Origin of the sequence: Microbacterium mangrovi (assembly GCF_000802305.1) — a bacterium.
Classification (GTDB): Bacteria; Actinomycetota; Actinomycetes; order Actinomycetales; family Microbacteriaceae; genus Microbacterium; species Microbacterium mangrovi.
Window position 1 is genome coordinate 470,657 of record NZ_JTDK01000006.1, and the last position, 26,357, is coordinate 497,013.

The window sequence follows — 26,357 nt, forward strand, 5'->3', positions numbered from 1 at the left end:
TGGCGCGCAGGATGCCGACCCGTCCTACTGCCCTCCGACCGGCTCCTCGTGCATCCCCTTGAGGGCCGCCGCGAATGCCGGCGCCTGGGCGGAGAGGCCGGCATCCAGTTCGGCGAGGCGGGCATCCGCGTCGGCCAGCGCCTTCGCGCCCTTGTCGGTCATGCGCAGGTGTGACGGGGCTCCCGGAATCGCCGTTCCGTCGGCGACCATGCCGTCGTCCACGAGCGCGTGCACGGCGGTGTGCGCGGTCTGCACGGTGATCTGCGAGCGCCGCGCGAGCTCCGAGAACGAGATGTCGGGAGTCGCGCGGATGTGCGCGAGCAGCCCGTACTTGCGGGTCGTCAGCCCGAGGGGCTTCAAGGCCGCGCCGAGATGCGAGTCCCACACGCTCGAAACGGTGAGGAGTGCGATGACCGGGCTGAACGGGCGGTCCGGCGTCGTGGGCTGGGACGCGGCATCCTCGGGACGGTTCGGCATGCGCCCCATGCTACTTGCGGTGGGATTGCTGCGCGCGGCCGCCACGTCGAGATGACAGAGCGACCCTTGACATATTCGCCATGGCGAATGTATCTTGGCGGCATGAGCGAGATCATCGAACGCACCGTGACTGCCACCCCCGCCTGCGTCTGGGAGCTGTGGACGACCCCCGAGGGCATCTCGTCGTGGTGGGCGCCCGAGGGCTTCCGCACCGACGTCACCACCCTCGATCTGCAGCCGGGCGGCGAGCTCCGCTACACCATGACCGCGGTCGCGCCCGAGCAGATCGCGTTCATGGAGCAGTACGGGATGCCGGTGGCCACCGAATCCCGCAAGTACTTCACGGAGATCGACGCCCCCGGGCGGCTGGCCTACCGGTCCGTCATCGACTTCGTGCCCGACCACGAGCCCTATGAACAGCTGACGGTCGTCGAGCTCTCCCCCGACGGCGACGGCACCCGGATCGTGATGCACGTCGAGCCGATGCACGACGAGGTCTGGACCGAGCGGCTCCTGGCCGGACGCGCGAACGAGCTCGACAACCTCGCCGCCCTCGTCGCCCGGGACTGACTGCGTGGAGGTCCAGAACCTGCTCGCGACCCTCGCCGAGCCGACCCGGTTCCGCATCGTCGAACTGCTGGCGACGCGCGCCTCTACGGTCGGCGAGGTCGCCGCGGGCATCGGCGCGCTGCAGCCGCAGACGACGAAGCACATCCAGGCGCTCGAAGCAGCGGGCGTCATCCGCGTCCACAAGCTCGGGCGACGGCGCGTCGCACGCCTGGACCGCGAGGCGATGTCGACGCTGTCGGCGTTCTTCGCGGCGCTCAGCACGCCCGACGCCGACGACACCGTGCTCGAGGAGTACGAGACCGCCATCCGGCGCGAGGAATCACACCGATCGGACGAGGACGACGCCCGGGTCCTGACGTTCGTGCGACATCTGCCCGCCTCCGTCGATGCCGTCTGGGCGGCGTGGACCGACGCCGCCCAGGCTGCCCGATGGTGGGCACCGCCGCACTTCGACACCGAGGTGTTCGACATCGCGCCCCGGACGAACGCACCGATCCGCTTGGTGCTGAGCGAGGGCGGCGGCGCGCGGTACGAATCCATCGGCCGCGTCGAGGAGGTGCAGCCTCGCCGACGCCTGGTGTTCGAACTCGCCCCGATCGACGCCGAGGGCACTCCGCTGTTCGCCGCCCGACACACCGTGACCTTCGCAGAAGAAGCGGCAGCGACCACTCTCACGCTGCGAATCGCCGTGTCGGATCTGCGCCCCGGCGCCGCGCCGGCAGTCGCGGGACTCCAACCCGGGTGGGAACAGCTCCTGGACGCCCTCGCTCGCACACTGGCGCCCGGGTCCTGAGCGCGTCGGATCGCAGTACAGTGCGTACATGCGGACCGGAAACGGTGCCATCGGATGGGTGCTCGGCGGCACCGGCGGGATCGTCCTCGGAGCGCTCGCCGGTCTGACCTGGGCCGCGGCGCTGCGGGCCTACATGGTCGAAATCGCGGCTTTCGACTCCCAGTTCACCTGGTGGGGAACGTTCGGCGCCATCCTCGCCCCGGGAGCCCTGTCCGGCGCGCTGCTCGCCCTCGGATGGCAGCGCGCGCGCAGCGGCCGGGCGTCGGCGTGGTTCGCGTTCGCCGTCGCTCCGCTAGCGGTGGTGCCGCTGCTCCGACCCGGCGCGCTGGTGACGATGTTCACGACGGGGCTGGGGGGCGGCGCCGTCGGAGTCGTGGCCATCGCCCTTCTGGGCGGGTTCGCCCTCGGGCAGCGCGGACCGGTGTGGCTGCGCATCGTGCTCGGCGCACTGTGGCTGGCCGGGCTCGCGGGCCTCGCCGCGACCCCGGCCATCATCCCCGGTCTGCCGATCACGACGCCCCGAGGGGCGTGGGTGGTCGCCCTCGTCACCGGGCTGATGCTGCTGCTCAGCATCGCCTGCGCCGCACCGTTCCTCGCGCGGGGTGACCCTAGAAGTCCCAGTCGTCGTCTTCGGTGCTGACCGCCTTGCCGATCACGTACGAGGAGCCCGACCCCGAGAAGAAGTCGTGGTTCTAAGAGGGTCCTTTTCACCATGCGGGTGCCAATTCTCTTGGCCGTGATCACTGGGAACAGAACGCGCGGAAGGTTACAGAACGTGCATATGGTCACTTGAGTTGTGGGCAAAATGTGGGCGATTGGCTGACGTCCTGACCCCGTGGCGGCCGGCCGGTGATTGCACCATACTGTTCCCAACTGGGGAAGGCAGGGACATGGGGATGTTGCCTGAATCTGAAGCATGAGTATGCAACCACGCTCGGCGCCTCCGGGCTGGTATCTGTCACAAACGCCTGACGTGATGCCTGGCACGCTGCAATGGTGGGACGGGACGAAGTGGACCGGTCAGTATGCACCCCCGGCGCCACACGCGCGCACCGCACCGCAAGTCGCACCCTATGGCCCACTAATACCTCAGCGCTCCGTCGGTGCCGCCTACGCGTTTCTGCTGCTGCTAGGCGGCATCGGCGCGCACCGGTTCTATCTCGGGATGCCGTGGACCGCAACCACCCTACTGCTGCTCTGGATTGGAACGTGGGCGCTCATCCCAGTACACGGAGAGCTGATCCCGCTTGCCGTGCTAGTGGTCTGGCTCATTGTCGATCTGTGCGTCTTGCCCGGGCTTGTCGCTGATGCGAACCTCCGAGCGGTTACCAAGCAGATCACGCCCCGGGCCAGCAATCGCTAGACCCGGGGCGTGGCTGAGGCGCTACACAGAGAGCAGTACCTCAAGAGGATCGATGAGACCGAACTCGGCGCAGACTGCGCGGATGAACTCGGCCCGGTCGAGTGCGTAGGCGTGATCCTCCACGCGTCCCCGGAGCGATTCGCTGAACGTCGTCACGAAGACTACGTCTCCGTCCTGGTCGTTGCGTGCATCGATATCGACCGAGCGACCGCCGTCAAACTCGTATACAGTAGTAGACATCTCGATTCCTCCGAATCGGGGTCATGTCCCGGGATAGTTGCCGCTATCGCCGGGACGCTTTCGTGTTGTTACTGCAATGGTAGCAGAGAATGGCCTAATGGTGAATAGGTAAGTTGCATCCAGTTGCACCAATTCACGCTATTCCAGTGGGACCAAAGAGACCGCGCGATCGACTGCCGGCACTAGTCGCGGTGGCTTTGGGCTGAAACATCCCAGATTGTACGCGATGTCACGGAGATCATTTTGCGCGCACACTGGCGCACGCGCAATGCGCGCATTGACGTAAAAAGTCAGTCCTCCGTGCGCCCCAGATCCTCCCGAGCCCGCTTCAACTCAGCCTCCCGCAACAGTGCATCCTCCGCGTTCTTCTGCCGCAGGTACTCCTGGCTCTTCTTGCTCTGCCCACCCAGAAGCAGGACGAACCCCATACCGACGAACCCGATGAACCCACAGAACAAGATGAGTGGAAGAAATATCCCAGACACCGATCCCCAGTTGATCGTCGAGGGCCCCAGTACCCTCTGCCACACCGTAGCCGCCACGGTTGCCCGAATCTGGGCCACCCACGACGGGGCCGCACGCATTCGTCTGCCTCAATCCGCCAAACGTGCCGTCAGCCCCTGGATGCAGAACAGCCCGCGTTCAGGCCAGAAGATTTCGTCGCAAATGCCACGGCATCGGGGCATTTGCCCTTGCCGATGAATGCCATCCGCCTACTCATTTCCGGCTTAAGGCGCCTCCTGAACAATTAAAATTGAAGGACACCTACCGGCAATACAAGGGGCGACATGGCGAAAGATCTGAGTGCCGTCGCCCGACTTAAGTTCATTGTCGATAGTGCTGCGCAAGCGGAGAACCTCTTCTCCAAGATTCAAGAAGGGGAACAGGTCACCACTCGGGAAACCGAGAACATGGGCCGCGCCATGTCGCAGGTCCAGAAGATCGCCGCAGGTCTCCGCACCGAACTGAACGCCACCGGCACTGCCGCAAAGGCATCCGCCGCAGACGCCAAGGTCGCATCGACCGCGTGGGGCGTCATGGAAGCGCGCATCAAGTCGGTCACCCAGGCCACCCGCGAAGCCGCGCAACAGCAGTACCTCCAGAAGTTCGGCGCCAAGGCCTTCCCCGCGAACACCTCCGTGAACGCGATGACCGCCGAGCAGAAGAAGGCGTACACCGCAGCGGTCGACGCGAACCAGATCAGCGCGTACTCGCAGGCGAACAACGCCCTCAATGGCATCTCCTCCACCGCCCCTCGTGCGCGGTACGCACTCTACGACGTCGCCACGACGGCTACCATTACCGCCGTCGCCCTCACTGCGCTCGGCGTCGGTGCGATCAAGGCGAGCACGGACTTCGATTGGTCGTTCGCGAACGTGCGCCGCACGATGGACGAGACCAGCGACGGGTCTGCCGCGAAACTCAAGGGCCAGTTGATCGGCCTCACCAGGCAGATTCCACAGTCGTTCGGCGACATCGCGAAAATCTCCACCCTGGCGAACCAGCTCGGCGTTCCTGCATCGCAGTTGGTTGCGACCACGCAGACCATCGCGAAGTTCTCGACGGTGTCCGGCATCAGTGCCGAGGAGTCTGCGAAGGCGTTCGGCTCGCTCGGAACCATCCTCGGATTCACGGGCAGGCAGTACTCCAACTTCGCCTCCGCGGTCGAGTTGGTCGGTCGGAAGAGTGCCGCCACCGATGCGGACATCCTGTCGATGACCAAGGACATCGGTCAGCAGGCCAAGCAGGCAGGCTTCAACGCATACCAGGTGGTCGGGCTCGCCGGCGCACTTGCCCAGTTGCGGGTCGCCCCTGAGCGTGCGCGCGGGTCGCTCACCACGTACTTCGGCACACTCAACAAGGCGGTCGCCGATGGTGACGCTAACCTCCAGAAGCTCGCTTCCATGTCGGGCAAGACCGAGGGTGAGGTTCTCCGGCTCGCCCAGAGTGGCGCCAACGGCATGAAGAAGCTCTCCGATGCGACGGGGCTCAGCTCGAAGCAGATCGCGAGTCTCATCACCTCGAACGGGCAGAAGCTTCAAGCGTTCTCGCTCATCACCGGTATCGCCGCCGACAAACTCTCGGCTATGGTTCGAGCAGGCAAAGGCGTCGAGGTCTTCCAGGCGTTCCTCAACGGACTGAAGAATCAAGGCGACATCGTCAATGTCACCAAAGCGCTCGACACCCTCGGCCTCTCCCAGTTGCGCGTCTCGGACACGTTCACACGCCTGTCCAGCAACCAGCAGGTGTTCACGCAGTACATGGGCCTCGCGAAGCAGGGCTACACGCAGAACACCGAACTGAATCGCCAGTACGCGATCGTGCTCGACACGGTAGCGGCCAAATGGCAGTTGTTCCTCAACGCGCTCCAGGAGTTCGGAGCCACGGTCGGCACGTCGCTCGGCCCCGCGGTCGCGGCACTCCTCACCCAATTGACCGACCTCCTTCATGTGCTCTCGGACTTCGCAGCGACGCCATTCGGCAAGTTCGTAGTCGAGATGGTCACCGGAGTCGGCACCCTCGTTGCGGTACTTGCATCGGTGGTCGGGATCGCGGCGCTCGGAGCCGCCTCGCTTCTTGCCGTCCGCTCGGCCGTCAGCTTCTTCTCCGTCGCGGCACGGGAATCGGCAACGAGTACAAATGGGTTCGTCGCCTCTCTCCTCGGCATCGCACCCGCCACCGAGACGGCGTCCACGGGCCTGAAGGTCTTCAAGGGCGCCCTGGTCGCCACCGGCGTCGGCGCGCTCGCGGTCGGGCTCGGGTACGTCATCCAGTTGTTCACTGACTTCGGCGCCGCAATGACTGAAGCACAGGGTCCGGTCAACTTCTTCATCGACCTCGTCTACAAGTCGGCTGCGGCGTTCGACGGGCTCGTCTCTTCGATCACTGGCGCACTCGGGGCGCTCCCTGGCGGCGGGGCGTTTAAGGACTACTCCAAGGGCATCCTCAAGACTGGCGAGGACATCGAGAAGGCCGCTGGCCACGCGCACGCGTCGTTCAATCAGTGGGTCGCAGATCAGCAGAAGGTCCAGTCCTCCGTCGACCCGACCACCGAGGCCACGAACACTTACGGCAACTCCGTCGACGCACTCAACAAGAAACTCCAGGAGAACCTCAACGCCTCCAATAAGGCTGTCGGGGGGACTAAGAAGGTTGCCGACACCGCCACCAAGGCCGCGGTCCAGATTCGCACGCTCGTCGACTACTCGAACGACCTGAGCACCGTCATGAAGCGTGCGACCGACATCCGGTTCGGGCCGCAGGAAGGTCTCGACGCGATCGCCTCCGGGTGGAACGCAATCAAGAAGAACGTCGATGACGCCAAGAAAGCCATCGTCGACGCACAGGCGAAGATCCGCTCGCTCACCTCGGACAAGCAGACCAAGGAGTACCAAGTCAAGATCGCCGTCCTGTACGGCGACAACACGCAAGCGAACTCGCTGCGCGCTGGTATCTCCGACATCAACAACCAGATCGCCTCCTCTCAGTCCGACATCAAGGACGCCCAGGCGAAGGCATCTGGATCGCTCAAGGGCAACTCGGACGCAGCAATCCAGAATCGTGCCGCACTGCTCCAGTTGGTCGGCTCTTACCAGGACTACATCACCAAGTTGGCAGCATCCGGCGTCGGCCAGGACGTGCTCAAGCAGAAGGTCGCACAGGCCAAGCAGGAGTTCCTGCGGCAGGCCACGCAACTCGGATTCAGCCGCACCGAAGTGCAGAAGTACACCGTCTCGTTCAATGACATGACCGTCGCCATCAATGGCGTGCCGAAGAACGTCAACGTGCGTGCCAATGCGAACCCGGCCATTCAGGCCCTCAACGAACTCAAGGCGCACATTGCATCGGTCACCAACAACGGCAAGGGGTACAAGATCCCCGTCACCGCATCCGTAAACTCCGACTCGCTCGCCAAGTTCGCACGTGGGCAGGCGATCGTCGCAAAGATCAGTGCGCTCCAGTCCAGCCTCGGCGCGATGAAGACGGTCAGCACGGACTCGCAGATCAGCCGCAAGTACGACCTTCAGCAGCAGATTGACGCACTGACGAAGAAGATCAACTCCGGCTCCTATCGTGGCGGTGGTTACACGGGTGATGGCAGCGTCGACGACATCGCTGGCGTCACGCACCGCCGTGAGTTCGTGTTCGATGCACAGGCAACAGCGAACGCGACACCGCAGACGCTCGCATTCCTCCAGGATGCATTCCGCAGCGGCAAGGGCTTCAACTTCTCCCAGTCCGGATCGGGGCGCATGGACCCGCGTGACATCGACGATCTCGCCCGCAGGATCGCGTACTACGGCCCGAGCCTGGAGATCACCCGCGGCGAACTCTCGCGTGCCGTGCGCGGGTCCAACCGTGCCAACTACGACGCCAGGAGGTTCTGATGGAAGGGACACCGACAAGGGGTTGGCTTCTCCCCCGGATCGGGCGTCCGGCGGCCTCCAGACTCTCGATGCTGCCTCGGATGTGGCGGGGTTCTTTCGCCGTTTGGTGCTGGTGCTCTCCTACGGTCCCCTCCGCTACAGTCAGCAGCATGAACCTTGGTCCCGGTGAGCTGCTCGTGGGTCGAGCATGGCGCTGGGATCGGGAACAGATCGCGACGGACATCGATGTTGATCGTCGCGTGAAGTTGGCGGACGGCGAGGTCGACCCGGACCCGGCGATCTCCGTATTTGCCGTTCGACATGACGGCGGTGAGATCGGGGACACGCTCGATCGACTTCGCTCCAGTGTCAAGGCAGTCCGAAACGCGAAATGGCTTGCGGTGGTGACGGAGGGAGAGCTCGAAGCGAAGGGTTTCAAGCTCGAGCTGTCCGAGCCGCCCCCAGACCATCATGATCTGATCCTTGGACGACCGGCAGGCGAGGCTACTATCGTGTCACTTGAAACCGTATTCGGCACGCGAGAGAGAGTGAGGCTGTGATGGGTGCATTGTCCGGACATGTTCTGTCGAGCCAGTCGATTCGTCGCGTGGTTGTTAACCCGAACCGGGTGACCCGTCGCAACCCGGCCTGGACCGTCGTTGGGCTGGAGGAGCTGTCTGGCCGCCCGACGATTGGTGAGCACGTGATCGCCGTACAGCCGGACAGCGATGATGGTGACTTCGTTTCGAACGGGCGGGTGGAGGCCATCGACGACGAACACCAGCTCGTCTACCTGAGCATCGCATGGGGCGCGTTTGTCGTCGCACCGCCCATCGACCGTATGGTGACGAAGGGGAGCCGCTTCCGGTCGTTCTCGATGCCGACTTCACGTGGTAGCTCTCCTGAAGTGCGCATCGCTGCGAGCGTTGCCGCGTGAGACTGCTGATGGCGACGCTTGCGGACTTCGCCACCGTTCGAGAGGGTCTGCTCACCGTCGTGTCGGCTGGGCTTACACAATTCTTCCAGGCGGAGTATCCCGCTGAGGTGGGATTCATGCTGGCCGGAATGCTAGATATCGAGCCGGTCGCGGGGGGCGACATCAAGGTGCCGTTCTCAGTAGTTCTGAGTGACGCCGATGGTGAGGAGATCTGGCGTGGAAGCTCTACGATCGCAGGCCGCTTCAACGACACGGTGGATCTCAGCATGCCGAGCTACGTCCCAATCACCGTGGTGGTGCGCGCGCTGATCCCACGCGAGGGCCAGTACCTGGTGACTCTGACGGTCGCAGGGCTCGATCCGACAGTCTTGCCGATCCGTGCGGTGAAAGTGCCTGCTCCGGAAACCGCCAGCGACGAAAGTCCGAATCTCGGATAGCGACTAAGAGCCCCGGCTCACCCCTCATGACGAGGAGGTGAGCCGGGTCTCTTTCGTGTTACAGTTCCCACTGCCCCCGCTCAGCCCGCCCCGACAGCGGCGCTGGGCGGGGTCCTTCGGTCGGAGTCTTCGGCGACGCCGCACGAGCAAATCATGACAGGCGGAGAGTCTTGCACCCTGTCGACGGCGCGGACCCTAGTCTCGATCAGGCGTGCGCCTTTTCGTAGGCTGCAATCACGTTCCCAGAAACCCGCCCGCGCTCGGACACCGCAAGACCGTTCGCCTTCGCCCACTCTCGGATTGCGGCATTGTTGCCTGAGGAAGACGAGCGGGGCTTCCTCCTGGCGGGAGTCGCGCCATGCGGATACCTTAACTCCTACCAGGCGCAGCGAACGGCGACACAGCGCAGGCGCAGACCGCACAGAGGCCCGCCTCCTGACAGTATGAAGTTCGTGATCGATCCACACCGCATCCCGAATGATCACGAGACGAGGTTCGAAGACCGACTCGACGAGGCCCGGCGCGCAGGCCAGTCCGTGACCAACAGTGAGCTTGACACAATCGATCGAGACTCCCTGATCGCGGGACTCGTTGAGGCGTGCGCAGCGAAGGACGTCGTGCTTCACAGAGACTCGTTCTGGATGGACTCCGTCAACGTGTCTCCGGTTCCTGACGCGGATGTCTCGGCAAACACCGTCGTGTTGAAGATTCGTGTGCAAGTTCGGGCAACCGGTGCGGTGGATCAGCTTCCCGGTGATTACATTCATGAGACGAGGCACAGGCAAGGGTTCAGTGAACTGTGTGCGTCGTTCGACCTCTACGACGACATCGATACGGCCGCTATTCCATCCGAACTCCAATTCGGCAACGACCTATCTGGGGCGAGAGACGTCTGGCTTCAACGACTGAGCGTCGCAGTAGCAGCTGCGAACGACGTCATCAGTACCAAGCGCGCGGAGCTACGTGGGGTCGTTGAGAGCATCGTCGGGCCGATGCACGAGCGGCGCGCTGCCTTCGTAGCTGAGGCCTCAATGGCTGGCATCCCGCTCTCCCCCGTCAAGAACTCTCATCTCGAAATCCCGCTGACGCCACAGTTGCTGACCCCTGCCACTGCCGCGCGGGCCGTTGAACTGGGCAAGCCCGAGCCTTCACTCTCGGCTGAGATCGCTGATGATTTGGTTGCCACGATCGTGGCGTTCTCGAAAGCGCTCGAACGGATGCCTCGCACCGCCAATCAGCTCATTGGAGAAGATGAAGAGAGTATCCGCGACGTGTTGCTCTTCCTCTTCAACGCGAACTGGCGAGGAGCCGCAACCGGCGAGACGTTTCTCGGCGGCGGTAAAACGGACATCCTCTTGCGTTGGCGCGATCACGACGCGTTCATCGGAGAGTGCAAGATTTGGAAGGGCGAACAGGCGTTCGCGGACGGACTGACGCAGCTGCTAGAGCGGTACACGGTGTGGCGGGCTACCAGAGTGGCGATGATCCTGTTCATACGGGCTCGCAAGGACATCACGTCCGTCATTGAGAAGGCAGAATCGACCATCCACATGCACGAGCGCTTCGTTGGGGAGGCCCGAAACGCGTTCGAGATGCGCGCGCAGCGTGATAGAGCCCGCGTCGTCATGCTCAACCTCGTGCCGGTCGTGCTGCCGGACCACACCTTGCCAGCCTAACCACGAAAGAGGGGGGCATGCCTTGTCGCCACGACCAAAGCAACCTGATGACTTAACCACGATCGCGGATTCCGCGTGGCGAGTCTTGGTGATCGCCCTAGTGACCTTCCTCGGCTCGCTCATGCTCACATACATGCTCTCGGGGCGAGCCCCGGCGTCTCCAGACACTGCACACTTTGTTGCCATCGTCAATACAGTTCTTCAGTCTGCGGACAACGCGGCCTCTTGGGTGTTGCCGATGTATCTGACGGCGCTCGTCGCTGGACTGGCAGTTGTGATCTTGCCTAACTGGCGCGATCCGCACGCGAAAGACCGCGTACTGCCCGCGGAGGCGGCGGAACTGAGGTCGGCGATCGGGCTCGCATCAGCGTTCTCAGCCGGTGTGTTCATGTCCTGGGCTCTGTGGGTGCTGTTCGCCTACCTCGTGCCGGGCATCACGCCGGGCGGTTCGGGCATGGGCGTGCTCCTCGCTGCTCCCGCAATCCTGTTGGTCACCCTTTTCGCATCTCGTGCTTCGATCGGCACAGTCGAGCAGCGTCTCCGCGCCGCAGCGTCGACCTTGAGGCAAGCGCGGAGGACGAGGGACCGCATCGAACGCTGGACAATAATGTCGGGCGGTCAGCCGGCGAAGTGGCGAAGGCCAGTCACGATCAGCATCCTCACGCTGCCATTCATCGCCCCCTTCTTGATCGCAGCCTCTGGGTGGACACCCTTCAATGTGGCCTTCGCAGAAAGTGTCTTGGCCGCAACCGTCGTGGTTGCGGCCTGGATGTGGTGGCTCGCACTGAGACAGGATGGCCTGCTCGAACGCATAGCCATCCGAAGCTTCGCCATTCTCTTAGGCATCTACAGCGTGGCCTCCGCTGCCGGCCTCGGAATGTGGGGGACGCTGGCGGCCGGAGCCGTGCTGTTGATTCCGCCACTCGTGCTGTTCCCGTCTGGGGTGGCAAGCAAATTCTCTGTGGGCCCGCCACCCTAACCCGCACCAATAAGCAGTTCACTGAAGCCAGGAAGGAGTTCCTGTCGTTATGGAAGACGGTGCGAGATCGCGAACGCGAGGCAGTACCCGCGAGCATCTGAATCGATCAAGTGCCGACCGGACTCTATGAATCCTGCGGCCGGACGCGGCTTACAGCGGCAGGCTCGTCTCAGCTCCTCCTCGACGAGTGTTTAGTCCGGGGCGCTGCTCGCGATACGGGCGTAGCGCCTCTGGTCGGCTAGTACCCCTTCGGTGCCCAGAATTTGTACCAGGGCCGGCGAGCAGACCCGAGCGCGACGCGCATGGCGGTGAGAAGCGCTCGGTCGGCTTCTTGGATGGCGGCTTGGTCTCCGAAGGCAGAGGCCTGAGCGAGGCTTTTCGCGGCGAGGGTAACTGGCTCCGGTCCGAGGATCGTGATCGCTGTCAGGTCTGTGGCCATTGAGTCCATCATCGAGCGGACCTTCGCTTTGCCACGGTCGGTCTCCTCCGCAATCTCAGCCGGATCGTTTGTCTCAGTGACAGCGGATACTCGCTTCTTGAGCTCGTCGAGGTGGACGAGCTGCATCGAGATGTTGATGAAGAGCGCTTCTGCCTTCGTGTAGGCGTCGTAGCGCTTCTCCCGGAGCCATTTGACGTGCTCGCGACGTCCCTGGACCCAGGCGCCGAAGAGGGCGAACAGGCCTGCTGCGGCGGCGCCGAGCAACGCGGCGGTCAGAGTCGGGCTCATGGGGGTAGTTTGGCGGTCTGGAGAGGAAGAATCGAAGAGACGCGCACACCAGCCGCCGGAATTTGCCACGGTGGGACCGCGGTCCCCTCGACGGGTCGCCGGACCGCTACCCTAGGCGGTCAACGATGTCCTGCCTTGATGCCCAAGGCGCGACGCATGGCGGCTTGGGTCTTGACGAGTCTCCAGGAGATCGCGTCGGGGTCGTTGTTGATCGCGAACGCGACCCGCCGAGCAGCTTGCGCGACGTCGGTCGGCCCGAGAAAGTCCAGCGGCACTAACATTTTGGTTCGCTTCGCGTCGATCGCATGCCATCGTTCAAGGCGCATGTCGATCTTTGCAATGTTGCGATCCAGATCCGCTTGAAGGTGCGCAATTCGTTCGAGAAGTCTGTCGCGCTCCTCACCTGGGGGCGCAGTGGCGATAGCGTTCCTGGCCTCGATCGGCTCGGCTTGCAGCCTCTTGGTCTCCGCGCTCCCCTTCTCTCGCTCATTGACCAGGTCCCACATGTCGTTGGCAGTGAATAGGAACTTCAGGTACGCGGCGAGCCGTTCCTGTCGGACCCACCGGTTATGCTCGCGACGCCCCTGGATCGCCGCTCCTGCGAACCCGGCGCCAGCGGTGACGAGGGCCGCGCCGAAGATAGTGAGCAAGACCTGCATCGTCGGATCGAGCGCCGAGGTTGGGGCGCAGTGGCGCCCCAGACGATGACGTCGCGGGGCTCGCGACGGTGAGAATCGAGAGCACGCTCGCTGCGGTAGGGCTCATGCCTACAGTTTGTCGGCACCGCTCGCCTGCGATGCGGCGGCACGCTCGGACGGAACCAGCCTCCGGTGATTGACGGAATCGTGAAGCCGCGCAGAGCAATAGCCGCGCCCATCCCCAATAGCGGCGCGAGGCTAGTTCGAGGCGGCGCCTCCAAGCGCCCAAGCGATCGCATCCTCGCGCCTGATGTACCAGTAGCCACCAACCTCGCGTTGACTGCCCTTCAGTTCCCCATTTCGCAGAGCAAGCGTCACGGTCTCGACATGTCGCCCGATGAGCGCAGCCACCTGTGCCGGCGACAGGATCGCGTCGTTGTCCGACAGAAGACGTCTGCCCATACGGCCCATTGTTGCCGCGCTGCGCCGCCCTCGCTGGTTAACGGCCTATGTCTGGAATTTCCCAGCTGACTGGTGTTCGCACATCTCGCCGAGCCCGCACGTGATCAACATCAGCGGAGCCCAAAACGCCGAGGAGCTCGCTGCCGAGCTGGCGAAGGAGGTAGGCCGGCCGCCGGTAAGTGATGCCTCATGACGCGCAAAGTCGATCGGACCGACGTCCTCGCCAAGGTCGCCGCGGCGGTGCTCAGCGTCCTGATTAGCGCCCTTATTCTGGGCATCCGCCTATGGATCACCCGCGGCGATTTGCGGGGTGTATTTCCAGGATCCGACGCTGGGCGTTGCCCCAACGGACCGGGCGCATGAGCGCGCACGATCCGCTGCCGCGGGCGCAAGCAGCAGTTGGGCGGATGCGGGCGCAGCGACGCCACCACACGCGCCGATGATGGGACCCAGGCAAGCCGCCCAAGAAATCAGTGCACCCAGCCCGGGCCAGACGCCGAACCAACCGCGGAAGCGTCGCGTGAAGAGTGCCTTTGGCTTCCACGTCCGGCTTCCGGTTCAGCCCCAGTAAATGCCACCTTGCCGAGCAACCCGTCGTGGGCCGTTCCAAACGACCGCGGGGGCATTCAGCCAGTAGGTCTCATCCGCGCCCCACCCAGTGATCATCGTGAAGCCCCCCGGACACTCCTGCGGAATGCCGGAGAGATCGAGGTACGCATTGACGGTGAGATGCACGGCGTCGTAGACCGCGGAGAGTTCAACCCAGTTGGGGAGGTACCAGCGCGCCGTTCGATCGAACCTGCCCCAGTTTGATACCCGTGACACAGTAACGTCAGCAGGGGCAACACGCACGAGATTCAACCAGTCCTCACCGCACGCAATTTCGTAGATCCGCGCATCCGGAGAGATCGGAGATGCCGAGTAGACATCAGCTCGCCCGTAACCGAGCTCGTCTTCCCCACCAACGAGGGCCACGGCAGGTGCGAATGGACGGCTACGGCTCGTCATCACGACGTTCCGTCCCAGAGGGGGCGTCCACCAAGTGCCGTCGCCGCCGCTGGTCTGGGCTTCGTGCACCCAATCGCGCAAGTCGCTGGCAGGATCACCGTCCGGCGGGAATGGTAGAGGACGATGAATTCCTCCCAACAGCCGCACCGCCTGCTGGTCATCCCGCGCGACCGGCGAGTCCCACCAGGCCGAGATCCCCAGGCGATCAAGAACCGCCTTGATTTGTTCGACGTCCTCCGCGGTCACTCGATCGTCGACCCATGTCGCGTCTGAGTAGAAGTAGGGCTCGTCCTGAGCGTATGTGTGAATTCCTTCCCACACGCGCTCTTCACTTAGACCCGCGGCCGCGTCCGCATCGCTGCTGGTCCCACCACTCTGGGTGAACGCGAGATATGACGTGAGTCTCTCACGCTTCGTCCAGAAGTACTCATCCATGAGCCAGAACCGGTCATGCATCAGTACGCCCCGCACTCCAGCCACCGGTGAATGGAACTTGCGGACGTGTAGTAGCGGCGGGCACGCTCAACGTCGTTGGACGTTGTCTTCCCAATCCACCACGTTCCGCCGGTACCGTGACACTGGATCACCACGTTCGTCTGCTCGTACCGGCTACGCCTCGTGTCGTACCACGTGGTTGCACCGTAGCTGACGAACTTTGGTCCGGTCTGAACGTCCCAACTCTTGATCCCAAAGTCCCGAACCCAGTACATCCTCGTGGTATTTGACACACTCGTGCCCATCAACAAGAGCGGGCAATACGTCAACGGTTTCACACCCACAGTCTGATATCCGCCCGACTTCCGTAGGTGCGGGTACGGAACGTAAAGAGTGCACTGACCGTACTGCGCATACAAGGGTTGCACACCGTTGCCCGGGTCGGACTCGGGCATGTACGGAGACGGTCCAGTACCTACAACGCTGTCCAGCCCAGCCGTGGGGTCGGACTCGGTCACTGCTGAATCCGCGGTAAACGACCATGTCGGCGTATACACGCTGGCCACGTGGCCGTCGTAATCGATGGCGCCCGCGATGAGTGCGCGCCAGTAGTAGGTCTTACCGCCCGTCAGAAGTCCATCTGGAACAGTGAACGAGTCCACAAGCGCGTCGCTGACCACGATCGGGTTGCTCATGTCGGGTGACGCGCTGACCGAATATGTCCGAGAAGCGTCCTCCGGCAGGAAGCTTGGGCCCGATGCGTCTGGGGAGACAGCGAGAACGGGTGCCAGAGCAGCAGAGCCCGCGTCGCTAGGGAGCCCAACGAACTTGTCCTTAGTCCAGTCGCCGAGTGTGAAGGTGTAATCCGCGGACAGATTGAGATCGGTTCCGTCGCCATACGAAGCGGTAATGACATGGTCCCCCCCTACCGCGTCGACTGAGAAGGCGACAGACGTCGGCGCGACGCCGCTCAGGGAAACCACCACATCATCGCCATCGTCGACCGTGTAAGTGAGGGTACTGTCGGCCGTCCCCGACGCTGTGATCGTGCAGCTGATGGGAGACACCGGAATGGCCTTCGTCCAACTCCGAGGCGAGTACGGGTCGGGACAGCTGATAACCGGCTTAGGCGGGCTGCTGTACCAGCCTTGGAGGTCGAGGACGTAGTCGACCGTGGCGCTTCCGATGTTGTGGATCTTGATTGCGCCGTCAGTACCAACCGGGACCGTGATGGTGTTAGTGCGGACCGAGTTGGCGGGATAGTTCAGCGAGCTGAACGGGTTGGGCTCAGTCGCGCCGGACGCCCACGCGCGGGTGTATCCGCTGGAGCTGCTGCTGTCGATCACGGTGAGTGCGACGACCACAGCGGAGAGTCCGTGCTTGGTGGAAGGCACGTCCGAGAACCCGCTAACCGGCACCGTAATGGTCTGGTCCGGCCCGATGGTCACGTTCGGCGCGACCCTGGAGTCGTAGATGCGACCGGTCGCGGGTGTGAACTGTCCGCTCGAACCGTCGGCGACTGCGAAATATCCCTCAATGTCGACGACGAGGTCGACGCTATCGCTCGTCGCTCCGGGATTAGCGACCGTGATCCTTCCATCCGGGCTAAGAGAGACCTGCGCACCGGCGGCGGTAGTGGCTCCGGTTGTGTAGTTCAGCGACGTAGCAGGCCGCGTGGTGCCCGCCGTGTACGGGGTGACATACCCGCCGTTGGTGCCACCGCTGTTGATCACCGTGAAGTTCGCGACCACTGCCTGCGCATTGGAAGGCACACCACCTTTTCCGCCTACCTGGATGGTGACGCTCCCGCCGGGTGCGATCTTTGCCAGCGGCACGCCGAGACCGCTGCGCGTGTCTACGATTCGGGAACCGGCGACCGGGCTAAACCCGCCCGGCGCAGGGGTGCCGTCCTGGACGGTGGTGTAGTACCCCTGCACATCCAGGGTCAGACTGACAGCGCTTGATGCTTGGAAGGTGATGGTCCCATCGCCACCAATCGCGAGAACGGCTGCGTTTGACGTCGCTCCCGGAACAGTTCCATACACGGAAACCTGGGACCAGGCCGGGTCACCGGTGGCCTGCGCATTCAACGTTCCCTGCGCGGACGTACTCGCGACAGTCGCAGTCAGCGATACGGCCCCTGCGCCGCTGGTGGGGATGCCGACCAGTCCTGCGATCTGCACCGATTTCGGAACGTTCGCCGCAAGTGTCACCGTGGGAAGGCGTCCAGTGGTGCTCCTGAAGCTCCCGCCTGAGCCGGTGACCTCAGGGGAGGTGGGGTCAGGGTTGGAGGAGCTGTACCAGCCCTCGAGGTCGAGAATGTAGTCAACAGCGACGGTGGAGACGTTGTGGAGGACGATTGCGTCATCGGCTCCGACCTCGACCGTGACGAGGTTCGTTGTCGCCGAGCCTGCCGGCCCACTGTTGAACGAGGTCGCGACGCCTTGGGGTTCCGCCTCCCCCGAGGGATACAGGCGAACCCAGCTGCCGTAGGTCGCGTCGGCAACGTTGCTCGCAGTGACGTTGACAGTGATCGCGGACAGGCCCTGGGCGACCGTGGGGAGCCCGTTCAGACCACCGATCGGGATGGTGACCGAGCCGTACGAGGGCACGGGCGTGGTTGTACGAGTGTCGTAGATCTTCGCGGCCTTAGCGGTGAAGATCGCGCCGGACGAGGACGCTGTGGAGCCCTTCGTGAAGTACCCCTCAACGTCCATGAGGAGGTTGATTGTGACACCGGCGGACACGAACACCTTGATTCGGCCGTTCGCGTCCAGGGGGACGATCGTGCTCAACGACGTCTTCCCCTTGCCAAAGTTGAGGGTGTTCGTCGGCCGGGTTGCTGATGCCGAGTAGGCCGTGATGTTGCCGGCAGTCGTATTGTCGGTGTTCTGAACCTCGAAGTTCACGAACACAGCCGCGGCCCCAGTAGGCACCCCGCCGGTCCCCGTGACCTGAATCGTCGAAGTCGACGAGCCGGCCAAGGTGGCCTTCGGCAACCCAACACCGGCGAGCGTGTCGACTGTGCGTGCGAAGTCAAGAGGAACATAGCCGCCGGCCGCGGTGCCCGATCCGGACGTGTAGTAGCCCTGCACGTCGATGTTCGCGTTCGTCGCCGTCGTTGTCCGGATCTGGAACTGGCCGGAGGCAGAGAGCTGCACGATCGCGCTGTTCGAGGTGGCCTCCCCGGCCGGGTACCGCATCGCCCCGCTCAGCGCACCGTCCGCCGGACCAACGGACGCCTGACCGGTCACAGTGGGGTCAACGACCGTGAACGTCACCAGGATGGCCGCAACACCAGTCGACGGCAGACCCGCCGCGCCGGTGGCCTGGATGGTGCGGGGAGTGTTCGCCGCCAGGGGCGCCTTCGTCGTCCCCGTACCGGCCAGTGTCGACACGAGACGGCCCTGCACCGGCACGAACAGACCCGCCGTGCCCATCGCTGCCGCCTCAGCGGTCGCCGGCTGAATCAAGCCGACGCACAGCGCGGCAACCAGAATGAACGGAAGCAACAGCGTCCGAACGAGACGACGTGAAACCAGATGCATGAAGCACTCCCCCAGAGCGTGCACATCCCGGACATATGAGTACCGGGCGAACTATCAAACCTGGGAGAACCCCAAGAGCAGCAACATAGCCGACTGCAAGCAGTCTGGACAAATCCTGCCGTGACGCATGCGCCGATCCGGGCAAATCCTCAATCGAGCACGGAACCGAAGGATGCCATGCATCCCACGTCTGCGCTGCTCGGCTACCCAGGGGATCTAGGCGCGACTCACTCGTCGACCGAAGTGCCCGCGGGCTCCGCGACGCCCCCTACCCGCGTCGCGCTGCCTTCGGCAACCACCTGTTATTTCTCGACCGCCCCAAGGTCGAAGCCGACGGCTCCTCGCTCGAAAGTCGGCATCAGTAGCGGCTTTCCAAAGACACGGGTTGATAGCGAGGAGACTGCTTCACGAAGGTATGGAACGAGCGTCATGACGCCGACCTCGTTGCCGAAGGCACGTACGGCAGTATCGTCAATCGGCTCGGCGTCGGAGACCTCGTACTCGCCGGCGACCGTCACGCCGATCTCGCCCATATAGGGGTAGAGCTTGACGACGAGTCGAATTCCGAAACGACCGTCCCCGATGAAGTGCTCGGCGGTGAGCGACACGTCGACAGCATCTTCGTTCTCTTCGCGCTGCCGATTCTCATCGAGCCGCGTGGCAGAGACTTCGTGGAACTCGACCGCCGCCAACGCTGATCGCTTGATCAGATTGTGGATCGCGGCGATCTCGTCATCCGTCGGTATGGTGCGAATCTCGGACACCTCAAGCGACCATGGCGAACTCGGTGCGCTTCGAATCCGATGCGACCCAGGGGTCAAGTGGTCTGGGTTGGGCTCGCTTGGCGACCTTCACCGTCGTGCGCACTTCAGTGCCCGTGGCCGATTCACGACGCACCGACGCGTCGGCGAGGGCCAATGATTGCCCTCGGTCGATTCGCACGCTGTGCTCAACGAGAGCGCCGACGGCGTTCGCGTACCGACGCAGCGTCGACAGCTTCGGGTCCGAGTCGTAGCGCTCGAGCGAAACAGCAGGAGGCAAGCGGTACCGCGTTCGGTATCGGAAGCCGGACAAGTCACAGACCGACAAACGCGGTTTCAAGACCAAGCGGGATGCCGAACTGTTCTTGGCCTCGGTAACAGTCTCAACCGCAGCCGGCACATACGTCGACCCGACCCTCGGGCGCCAGACCGTTGGAACGTTCGCCGAACGGTGGCAGGGAGGACGGCTTGCACTCCGGAAGCCCTCAACGCGAACGACGATGGAGGCGGCTTGGCGCAATCATGTCGCACCGAAGTGGAGCACTCGCACTGTCATCTCGATCCGCCCAAGCGAAGTGGATGACTGGATCGCGGACCTGAGCAAGCGGCGCAAGCCGCAGACAGTACGGCGCGCAGTGTTCGTGCTCTCTAGCATCCTCGCGATCGCACAGCGTGACGGCATCATCGCGAGCCTGCCCACGAAAGATCTACAGCTTCCAGCCAAAGTGAAGAAGCCGCATCGCTATCTCACTCACGCTCAGGTCGCAACGTTCGTCGAGGCCATCGAATCTCAGAATCAGTTGATCGCCGAGCATTTGGCGTACACGGGGCATCGTTGGGGCGAGGCCGTCGCTCTTCGCGTGCGCCACATGAACTTCCTCCGCAAGCGGATACGCGTTGAAGAGAACGCTGTGCTCGTGAGCGGTACCTACGAGTTCGGAACGCCAAAGTCTGGACACGGGCGCGACACACCGATGCCGCCACATCTGGTGACCGCGTATGCCCGCGCCTGCGAGGGCAAGAGCCCGGACGACTTCGTGTTCGGCGATGGCAAGATCCCTGTGCCGTACCCGCACGCATCGAGCGGATGGTTCGTGCACGCCGTGAAGGACGTGCAGCTTGTCGATCCCGTGTTCCCGAGGATCACCCCTCACGACCTGCGTCACACCGCGGCTTCGTTGGCGATCTCCGCCGGCGCGAATGTGAAGGCGGTTCAGCGCATGCTCGGCCACGCCTCGGCAGCGATGACGCTCGACGTATACGCCGAGCTGTTTGACGATGACCTCGACGCCGTGGCTGCGGCGATGAGTCGCGCCCGCGAGGATGCGACTGCCTGACGGATTGTGGGCAAAATGTGGGCAAACACGACGAAACCCCCGGCGAGCTGCTCCTAATGGAGCGAACTACCGGGGGTCTCTTGTCTGTCAGTTATTGCTTCTGACCAGGATGTTTCAGAAGTCCCAGTCGTCGTCTTCGGTGCTGACCGCCTTGCCGATGACGTACGAGGAGCCCGACCCTGAGAAGAAGTCGTGGTTCTCGTCGGCGTTCGGCGACAGGGCCGACAGGATCGCCGGGTTCACGTTGGTGACCGTCGACGGGAACATGGCCTCGTAGCCGAGGTTCATGAGCGCCTTGTTCGCGTTGTAGTGCAGGAACTTCTTGACGTCTTCGGTCAGGCCGACGCCGTCGTAGAGGTCTTGCGTGTACTGCACCTCGTTGTCGTACAGCTCGTACAGCAGCGAGAACGTGTAGTCCTTGAGGTCGTCGCGCGTGGCCTGGTCGACCTGCTCGAGCCCCTTCTGGAACTTGTAGCCGATGTAGTACCCGTGCACGGCCTCGTCACGGATGATGAGGCGGATCATGTCGGCGGTGTTGGTGAGCTTGGCGCGGCTCGACCAGTGCATCGGCAGGTAGAACCCCGAGTAGAAGAGGAACGACTCCAGCAGCGTGGAGGCCACCTTGCGCTTGAGCGGCTCATCGCCCCGGTAGTACTCCATGACGATCTGCGCCTTGCGCTGCAGGTTCACGTTCTCGGTCGACCAGCGGAACGCCTCGTCGATGTCCTTCGTCGAGCACAGGGTCGAGAAGATCGACGAGTAGCTCTTGGCGTGCACCGACTCCATGAACGCGATGTTCGTGTAGACGGCCTCCTCGTGCGGGGTCACGGCATCCGGGATGAGCGACACCGCACCCACCGTGCCCTGGATGGTGTCCAGCAGCGTCAGGCCGGTGAACACCCGCATCGTGAGGGTCTGCTCTTCGGGGGTGAGCGTGTTCCACGACTGGATGTCGTTGGACAGCGGCACCTTCTCGGGCAGCCAGAAGTTGCCGGTGAGGCGGTTCCACACCTCGACATCCTTCTCGTCCTCGATGCGGTTCCAGTTGATCGCCTGCACGTGATCGAGCAGCTGCAGCTTTTCAGCCATCTTCGTCCCTTGTCTCGAATAATCCCTGGTCAGCGCATCAAAGCATGCAGCTGACGCAACCCTCGACCTCGGTGCCCTCGAGGGCCATCTGCCGCAGGCGGATGTAGTAGATCGTCTTGATGCCCTTGCGCCAGGCGTAGATCTGCGCCTTGTTGATGTCGCGCGTGGTGGCGGTGTCCTTGAAGAACAGCGTGAGCGACAGGCCCTGGTCGACGTGCTGGGTGGCGGCGGCATACGTGTCGATGACCTTCTCGTAGCCGATCTCGTACGCGTCCTGGTAGTACTCCAGGTTCTCGTTCGTCATGAACGGAGCCGGGTAGTAGACGCGACCGAGCTTGCCTTCCTTGCGGATCTCGATCTTCGACGCGATCGGGTGGATCGAGCTCGTCGAGTTGTTGATGTACGAGATGGAACCGGTCGGGGGCACCGCCTGCAGGTTCTGGTTGTAGATGCCGTGCTGCTGGATGGAGGCCTTCAGCGCCGTCCAGTCGGCCTGCGTCGGGATCGGGATGCCGGCGAAGAGCTCCTTGACCTTCTCGGTCTCGGGGGCCCACTCGCGCTCGATGTACTTGTCGAAGAACTCGCCCGACGCATACGTCGAGTCGGCGAACCCGTCGAAGGTCTGACCGCGTTCGATCGCGATGGCGTTCGATGCGCGCAGCGCGTGGAACAGCACCGTGTAGAAGTAGATGTTCGTGAAGTCGATGCCCTCTTCGGAGCCGTAGTGGACGTGCTCGCGGGCGAGGTACCCGTGCAGGTTCATCTGCCCGAGGCCGATCGCGTGCGAGCGGTCGTTGCCGTCTTCGATCGAGCGCACCGACGAGATGTGGCTCTGGTCGCTGACGGCGGTGAGCGCGCGGATCGCGGTCTCGACGGTGCGGCCCAGGTCTCCGCCGTCCATCGCGAGCGCGATGTTCATGGAGCCGAGGTTGCAGGAGATGTCCTTGCCGATCGCGTTGTACGACAGGTCGTCGTTGTACGTGGTGGGCGTGTTCACCTGCAGGATCTCGCTGCAGAGGTTCGACATGTTGATCCGGCCCTTGATCGGGTTGGCGCGGTTCACCGTGTCTTCGAACATGATGTACGGATAGCCCGACTCGAACTGGATCTCGGCGAGCGTCTGGAAGAACTGCCGCGCATTGATCTTCGTCTTCTTGATGCGGGCGTCGTCGACCATCTCGCGGTACTTCTCGGTGATCGAGACGTCACCGAACGGCACGCCGTAGACGCGCTCGACGTCGTACGGCGAGAACAGGTACATGTCTTCGTTGTTCTTCGCGAGCTCGAACGTGATGTCGGGCACGACCACACCCAGCGACAGCGTCTTGATGCGGATCTTCTCGTCGGCGTTCTCGCGCTTGGTGTCGAGGAATCGCATGATGTCCGGGTGGTGCGCCGACAGGTACACCGCGCCCGCGCCCTGACGGGCACCGAGCTGGTTGGCGTAGCTGAAGCTGTCTTCGAGGAGCTTCATCACCGGGATGATGCCCGAGGACTGGTTCTCGATCTGCTTGATGGGTGCGCCGGCCTCGCGGATGTTCGAGAGCAGCAGCGCCACGCCGCCGCCGCGCTTGCTCAGCTGCAGGGCGGAGTTGATGCCGCGGGCGATCGATTCCATGTTGTCTTCGATGCGCAGCAGGAAGCACGAGACGAGTTCGCCGCGCTGGGCCTTGCCGGTGTTGAGGAACGTGGGCGTCGCGGGCTGGAACCGCCCGGCGATGATCTCGTCGACGAGTTCGGTGGCGAGCTTCTGGTCGCCGTCGGCGAGCCCGAGCGCGGTCATCACGACGCGGTCCTCGAACCGCTCGAGGTAGCGCTTGCCGTCGAAGGTCTTCAGCGTGTAGCTCGTGTAGTACTTGAACGCGCCGAGGAAGGTGTCGAACCGGAACTTCTTGTCGTACGCGCGCTGGTTGAGCTCCTTGATGAACTCGAACGGGTACTTGTCGATGACGGCGCCCTCGTAGTACTCCTTCTCGACGAGGTAGTCCAGGCGCTCCTTGAGCGAGTGGAAGAACACCGTGTTCTGGTTGACGTGCTGCAGGAAGTACTCCCGCGCGGCGCGCCGGTCGGCGTCGAACTGGATCTTGCCGTCGTCGCCGTAGAGGTTGAGCATCGCATTGAGGGCGTGGTAGTCCATGCCCTCGAAGCGTGCGTCGGTCTTGAAGCCCGCCTCCGTCAGTGCTGCTTCCACCATCGCTCCAATCCGCTGTTGACGCGTTCCACGTCTTCTGGCGTGCCGAATAGTTCAAGCCTGTACAGGTGCGGCACGTGGCACTTGCGGCTGATGATGTCGCCGGCGAGACCGAAGTGCTCGCCGAAGTTGCTGTTGCCCGTGGAGATCACTCCGCGGATGAGTCTGCGGTTGCGTTCGTCGTTGAGAAAGCGGATGACCTGCTTGGGAACCGCTCCGCGCTCTTCGCCGCGTCCTTGTCCCCCGCCGTAGGTGGGGGTCACGAGGACGAACGGCTCGTCGACGACGAGTGGCTCGTCGGTCGGACGAAGCGGGATGCGGATGCTGCGCAGAGGATGCTCCGCATCGTGCGCTTCGGCCAGCTTCTCGACGAAGCGGGCCGTGTTGCCGGACACGCTCGAGAAGAACACGAGCAGAGGTGTCGCGGCAAGGACCGAAGCGTTCTCACGCCTCGACAAGACACTTGCGGTCATGAGCCGCTCCGGTCCTCGAGAGCCGTCGAAAGGCTAGGCGAGACGAGCGGCGAGCTCGTCGATCTTGTCGGGGCGAAAGCCCGACCAGTGGTCTTCGTCGGTGACGACGACCGGCGCCTGCAGGTAGCCCAGGGCCTTGACCTGCTCGAGAGCGGCCGGGTCCTGCGAGAGGTCGTGGACCTCGTATTCGATCCCCTTCGAATCAAGCGCACGGTAGGTCGCGTTGCACTGCACGCATGCAGGCTTCGTGTAGACGGTGATCGCCATGTCGACCAGCTCTCCCCTCATTGTTCAGACGTTGTTCCGGTTTTATCCCCCACCGGAGCTCCAATACTACATATGGGTACGGGCGGGAGGAAGCACCACTAGGGCTAGTAGTTACAACTGTGTAGTTTTCCACCGCATTCCCCAACTCCCCCACAACTTCTCCACGAATCCGTCCACAGTCGGGAACCCGCCGTCAGGGCCGGATTCCTGCGGTTCCGGCGGCGCCGGAGGGCATCCCTCCACAGTGCGAACGCTACGCGCAGGGTCCGACATCGGATTCGGGGGTTGACAGCGTCCCCGGCGTGTCGCGGCGTCGCTCCGGCGTGTCGTGGCGCAGTGCGCGAACGTCGGGTCGGATCGCTAGCGTGGAGGGGTGGCAGGTTCGGGATACCGGGAGGTTCTGCGCTCCCCCGGCGTGGCGCGCATCATCGCCGCGCAGCTGACGGCGCGCCTCCCCATGGGCATGATGAGCCTCGCGGTGCTGCTGCACGTCCAGCACACCACCGGCTCGTACGGCGAGGCCGGGCTGGTCCTGGCGGCGGCCTCGGTCGGCCAGGCGATCGCCGGGCCGGTGACCAGTCGCTGGATGGGCCGCTGGGGCATGCGTCCGGTGCTGACGCTCACCACGATCGTGTGCGCGGTCGCCATCACCGCCCTCGCATTCGTCCCGCCGGTACTCCCGGTGTACGTGGTGCTCGGCGCCCTCGCCGGGCTCGCCACCCCTCCGGTGCAATCCGCCGCGCGCACAATCTACCCGAAGCTCGTCAACTCCACGCAGCTCACGCCGCTGTTCTCGCTGGACGCCTCGCTGCAGGAGATCATCTGGATCGTCGCCCCGGTGGTCGTGACCTTCGTGTCCACGCAGATCAGCACGGTCGCCGGGCTGCTGATGATCGTGCTCATCCTGCTGGGCGGCGGCGCCTGGTTCATCCTGTCCCCCGAAGTCGGCCGCGTGCGCATCCCGCGCAGCCGCCGGGCGTTCGGCCGCGTGCTGCTGCGGCCCGCCGTGCTGCTGGCCACCGTCGTCGGATTCCTCCTCATCGGCGCCTGCGCCTCGGTCGAAGCGGGCGTCGTGGCCACCTTCGGGCACGACGGAGCCGAAGCCGGCATCGTCCTGGCGGTCTTCTCGCTCGGCAGCCTGGCCGGAGGCCTGCTCTCCGGACGCATCCCGATCAGCCGCTGGGCGATGGCCCGCCGCCTCGCGATCTTTACGGCGGGTCTCGCCCTCACCCTCGTCTCACTGAACGTCTGGTGGCTCGGCGGGTCGCTCGTGGTCGCGGGCATCGGCATCGCGCCCGCACTGGCCGTGCTCTTCGCGATGACCTCGGCGAGCGTGAAGTTCAGCGACACTGCCGAAGCCTTCGGGTGGATCGGCACCGGCCAGCTGATCGGCGCCGCCGCCGGATCGGCGATCGCCGGGTTCCTCATCGACGGGGCCGGGCCCGTCGGCGCGTTCCTCACCGCGACCGCCTTCGCGGTCGTCGGCCTCGTCGTGTCGGTCGTCTTCGTGCGCGGCTTCCCGGACCTGCGGTTCCGCGACGCGAGCCCGATCCCGGACACAGAACCCGTCCACCTGCCGTGA

General features: G+C 63.8%; 25 protein-coding genes and 2 pseudogenes. 13 read left to right on the forward strand and 14 right to left on the reverse strand.

The genetic code is table 11. The features are described 5' to 3' along the window. Window positions 1-24: 24 nt before the first annotated feature. Window positions 25-477, reverse strand: coding sequence for a MarR family winged helix-turn-helix transcriptional regulator (locus LK09_RS06065; protein WP_052226580.1), 453 nt, complete (start codon window positions 475-477; stop codon window positions 25-27). A 102-nt stretch (window positions 478-579) separates the two neighbouring features. On the opposite strand from LK09_RS06065, the gene LK09_RS06070 reads away from it, so the two are divergent. From LK09_RS06070 to LK09_RS22200, 4 genes are all read left to right on the forward strand, one after another. Beyond that, window positions 580-1,047: an SRPBCC family protein gene (locus LK09_RS06070; protein ID WP_039397151.1), complete on the forward strand. Its 468-nt coding sequence runs from the start codon at window positions 580-582 to the stop codon at window positions 1,045-1,047. Between the two features lie 4 nt (window positions 1,048-1,051). After that, entirely contained in the window at window positions 1,052-1,840 is a 789-nt protein-coding gene (locus tag LK09_RS06075) for an SRPBCC domain-containing protein (protein ID WP_039397153.1), read from the forward strand. A 28-nt stretch (window positions 1,841-1,868) separates the two neighbouring features. Further along, window positions 1,869-2,480: a hypothetical protein gene (locus LK09_RS06080; protein ID WP_052226454.1), complete on the forward strand. Its 612-nt coding sequence runs from the start codon at window positions 1,869-1,871 to the stop codon at window positions 2,478-2,480. A gap of 282 nt (window positions 2,481-2,762) precedes the next feature. After that, a complete protein-coding gene (locus LK09_RS22200; RefSeq protein WP_407939157.1) occupies window positions 2,763-3,203 on the forward strand; it encodes an NINE protein in 441 nt (146 codons plus the stop codon). 21 nt (window positions 3,204-3,224) lie between these two features. On the opposite strand, the gene LK09_RS06085 is transcribed toward LK09_RS22200, so the two are convergent. Together LK09_RS06085 and LK09_RS06090 are read right to left on the reverse strand one after the other, a co-directional pair. Beyond that, window positions 3,225-3,443 (reverse strand): hypothetical protein, encoded by a 219-nt coding sequence (locus tag LK09_RS06085; RefSeq protein WP_039397155.1) that lies wholly within the window; start codon window positions 3,441-3,443, stop codon window positions 3,225-3,227. Between the two features lie 290 nt (window positions 3,444-3,733). Continuing rightward, the gene (locus tag LK09_RS06090; protein ID WP_039397157.1) at window positions 3,734-4,027 is read right to left on the reverse strand and encodes a hypothetical protein; all 294 of its coding nucleotides are present in this window, start codon (window positions 4,025-4,027) and stop codon (window positions 3,734-3,736) included. A 204-nt stretch (window positions 4,028-4,231) separates the two neighbouring features. Between LK09_RS06090 and LK09_RS06095 the strand changes: the two genes are divergently transcribed. The 4 genes from LK09_RS06095 (at window position 4,232) to LK09_RS06105 (ending at window position 9,184) form a co-directional block, all read left to right on the forward strand. After that, a complete protein-coding gene (locus LK09_RS06095) occupies window positions 4,232-7,831 on the forward strand; it encodes a phage tail tape measure protein (RefSeq protein WP_082008083.1) in 3,600 nt (1,199 codons plus the stop codon). Window positions 7,832-7,980: 149 nt separating this feature from the next. Next, window positions 7,981-8,370: a hypothetical protein gene (locus LK09_RS21395; RefSeq protein WP_156138656.1), complete on the forward strand. Its 390-nt coding sequence runs from the start codon at window positions 7,981-7,983 to the stop codon at window positions 8,368-8,370. Beyond that, window positions 8,370-8,747 (forward strand): hypothetical protein, encoded by a 378-nt coding sequence (locus tag LK09_RS06100; RefSeq protein ID WP_156138657.1) that lies wholly within the window; start codon window positions 8,370-8,372, stop codon window positions 8,745-8,747. The genes LK09_RS21395 and LK09_RS06100 overlap by 1 nt, the downstream gene beginning before the upstream one ends. After that, window positions 8,744-9,184 (forward strand): DUF6941 family protein, encoded by a 441-nt coding sequence (locus LK09_RS06105; RefSeq protein ID WP_039397163.1) that lies wholly within the window; start codon window positions 8,744-8,746, stop codon window positions 9,182-9,184. Before LK09_RS06100 ends, LK09_RS06105 begins: the two co-directional genes overlap by 4 nt. A 205-nt stretch (window positions 9,185-9,389) precedes the next feature. On the opposite strand, the pseudogene LK09_RS21090 reads toward LK09_RS06105, so the two are convergent. Next, window positions 9,390-9,491 (reverse strand): annotated as a pseudogene (locus tag LK09_RS21090) (Lsr2 family DNA-binding protein); the annotation flags it as partial. Between the two features lie 136 nt (window positions 9,492-9,627). Between LK09_RS21090 and LK09_RS20620 the strand changes: the two are divergent. Continuing rightward, a complete protein-coding gene (locus LK09_RS20620) occupies window positions 9,628-10,860 on the forward strand; it encodes a hypothetical protein (protein WP_052226455.1) in 1,233 nt (410 codons plus the stop codon). 238 nt (window positions 10,861-11,098) lie between these two features. Then, window positions 11,099-11,839: a hypothetical protein gene (locus LK09_RS06115; protein WP_156138658.1), complete on the forward strand. Its 741-nt coding sequence runs from the start codon at window positions 11,099-11,101 to the stop codon at window positions 11,837-11,839. Window positions 11,840-12,077: 238 nt separating this feature from the next. Here the strand turns inward: LK09_RS06115 and LK09_RS06120 are convergent, their stop codons facing one another. The 6 genes from LK09_RS06120 to LK09_RS06135 form a co-directional block, all read right to left on the reverse strand. Further along, window positions 12,078-12,566 carry a hypothetical protein gene (locus tag LK09_RS06120; RefSeq protein ID WP_039397167.1) on the reverse strand — a complete coding sequence of 163 codons (489 nt, stop codon included), beginning with the start codon at window positions 12,564-12,566 and terminating at the stop codon, window positions 12,078-12,080. Between the two features lie 119 nt (window positions 12,567-12,685). Then, window positions 12,686-13,216 (reverse strand): hypothetical protein, encoded by a 531-nt coding sequence (locus LK09_RS06125; RefSeq protein WP_156138659.1) that lies wholly within the window; start codon window positions 13,214-13,216, stop codon window positions 12,686-12,688. Between the two features lie 246 nt (window positions 13,217-13,462). After that, window positions 13,463-13,675, reverse strand: coding sequence for a helix-turn-helix domain-containing protein (locus LK09_RS22205; RefSeq protein ID WP_407939147.1), 213 nt, complete (start codon window positions 13,673-13,675; stop codon window positions 13,463-13,465). Window positions 13,676-14,224: 549 nt separating this feature from the next. Then, complete coding sequence (locus LK09_RS21400; RefSeq protein ID WP_156138660.1) at window positions 14,225-15,109, reverse strand: hypothetical protein; 885 nt, start codon at window positions 15,107-15,109, stop codon at window positions 14,225-14,227. A 20-nt stretch (window positions 15,110-15,129) separates the two neighbouring features. Continuing rightward, on the reverse strand, window positions 15,130-18,657 hold the full coding sequence (locus LK09_RS06130; RefSeq protein ID WP_156138661.1) for a beta strand repeat-containing protein: 3,528 nt from the start codon (window positions 18,655-18,657) through the stop codon (window positions 15,130-15,132). A gap of 302 nt (window positions 18,658-18,959) precedes the next feature. Next, on the reverse strand, window positions 18,960-19,421 hold the full coding sequence (locus LK09_RS06135; RefSeq protein ID WP_039397172.1) for a hypothetical protein: 462 nt from the start codon (window positions 19,419-19,421) through the stop codon (window positions 18,960-18,962). Between the two features lie 326 nt (window positions 19,422-19,747). Between LK09_RS06135 and LK09_RS22105 the strand changes: the two are divergent. Both LK09_RS22105 and LK09_RS06140 read left to right on the forward strand, forming a co-directional pair. Continuing rightward, window positions 19,748-19,804: pseudogene (locus tag LK09_RS22105) on the forward strand (Arm DNA-binding domain-containing protein); the annotation flags it as partial. A 189-nt stretch (window positions 19,805-19,993) separates the two neighbouring features. Then, on the forward strand, window positions 19,994-20,755 hold the full coding sequence (locus LK09_RS06140; RefSeq protein WP_231562965.1) for a tyrosine-type recombinase/integrase: 762 nt from the start codon (window positions 19,994-19,996) through the stop codon (window positions 20,753-20,755). A 114-nt stretch (window positions 20,756-20,869) separates the two neighbouring features. Here LK09_RS06140 and nrdF read toward each other — a convergent pair whose 3' ends face one another. Genes nrdF through nrdH form a run of 4 tightly spaced genes read right to left on the reverse strand, consistent with a single transcriptional unit; the run spans window position 20,870 to window position 24,775 of the window. Further along, window positions 20,870-21,844 (reverse strand): class 1b ribonucleoside-diphosphate reductase subunit beta, encoded by a 975-nt coding sequence (gene nrdF / locus LK09_RS06145; RefSeq protein WP_039397174.1) that lies wholly within the window; start codon window positions 21,842-21,844, stop codon window positions 20,870-20,872. A 37-nt stretch (window positions 21,845-21,881) separates the two neighbouring features. Next, window positions 21,882-24,038, reverse strand: a complete 2,157-nt coding sequence (nrdE, locus tag LK09_RS06150) for a class 1b ribonucleoside-diphosphate reductase subunit alpha (protein ID WP_039397176.1) — start codon at window positions 24,036-24,038, stop codon at window positions 21,882-21,884. Then, complete coding sequence (nrdI, locus tag LK09_RS06155) at window positions 24,020-24,508, reverse strand: class Ib ribonucleoside-diphosphate reductase assembly flavoprotein NrdI (protein ID WP_039397179.1); 489 nt, start codon at window positions 24,506-24,508, stop codon at window positions 24,020-24,022. Before nrdI ends, nrdE begins: the two co-directional genes overlap by 19 nt. 33 nt (window positions 24,509-24,541) lie before the next feature. Beyond that, window positions 24,542-24,775, reverse strand: a complete 234-nt coding sequence (nrdH, locus tag LK09_RS06160; RefSeq protein WP_039398146.1) for a glutaredoxin-like protein NrdH — start codon at window positions 24,773-24,775, stop codon at window positions 24,542-24,544. 424 nt (window positions 24,776-25,199) lie between these two features. Here nrdH and LK09_RS06165 point away from each other — a divergent pair, with 424 nt between their 5' ends. After that, window positions 25,200-26,357, forward strand: a complete 1,158-nt coding sequence (locus LK09_RS06165; protein WP_052226581.1) for an MFS transporter — start codon at window positions 25,200-25,202, stop codon at window positions 26,355-26,357.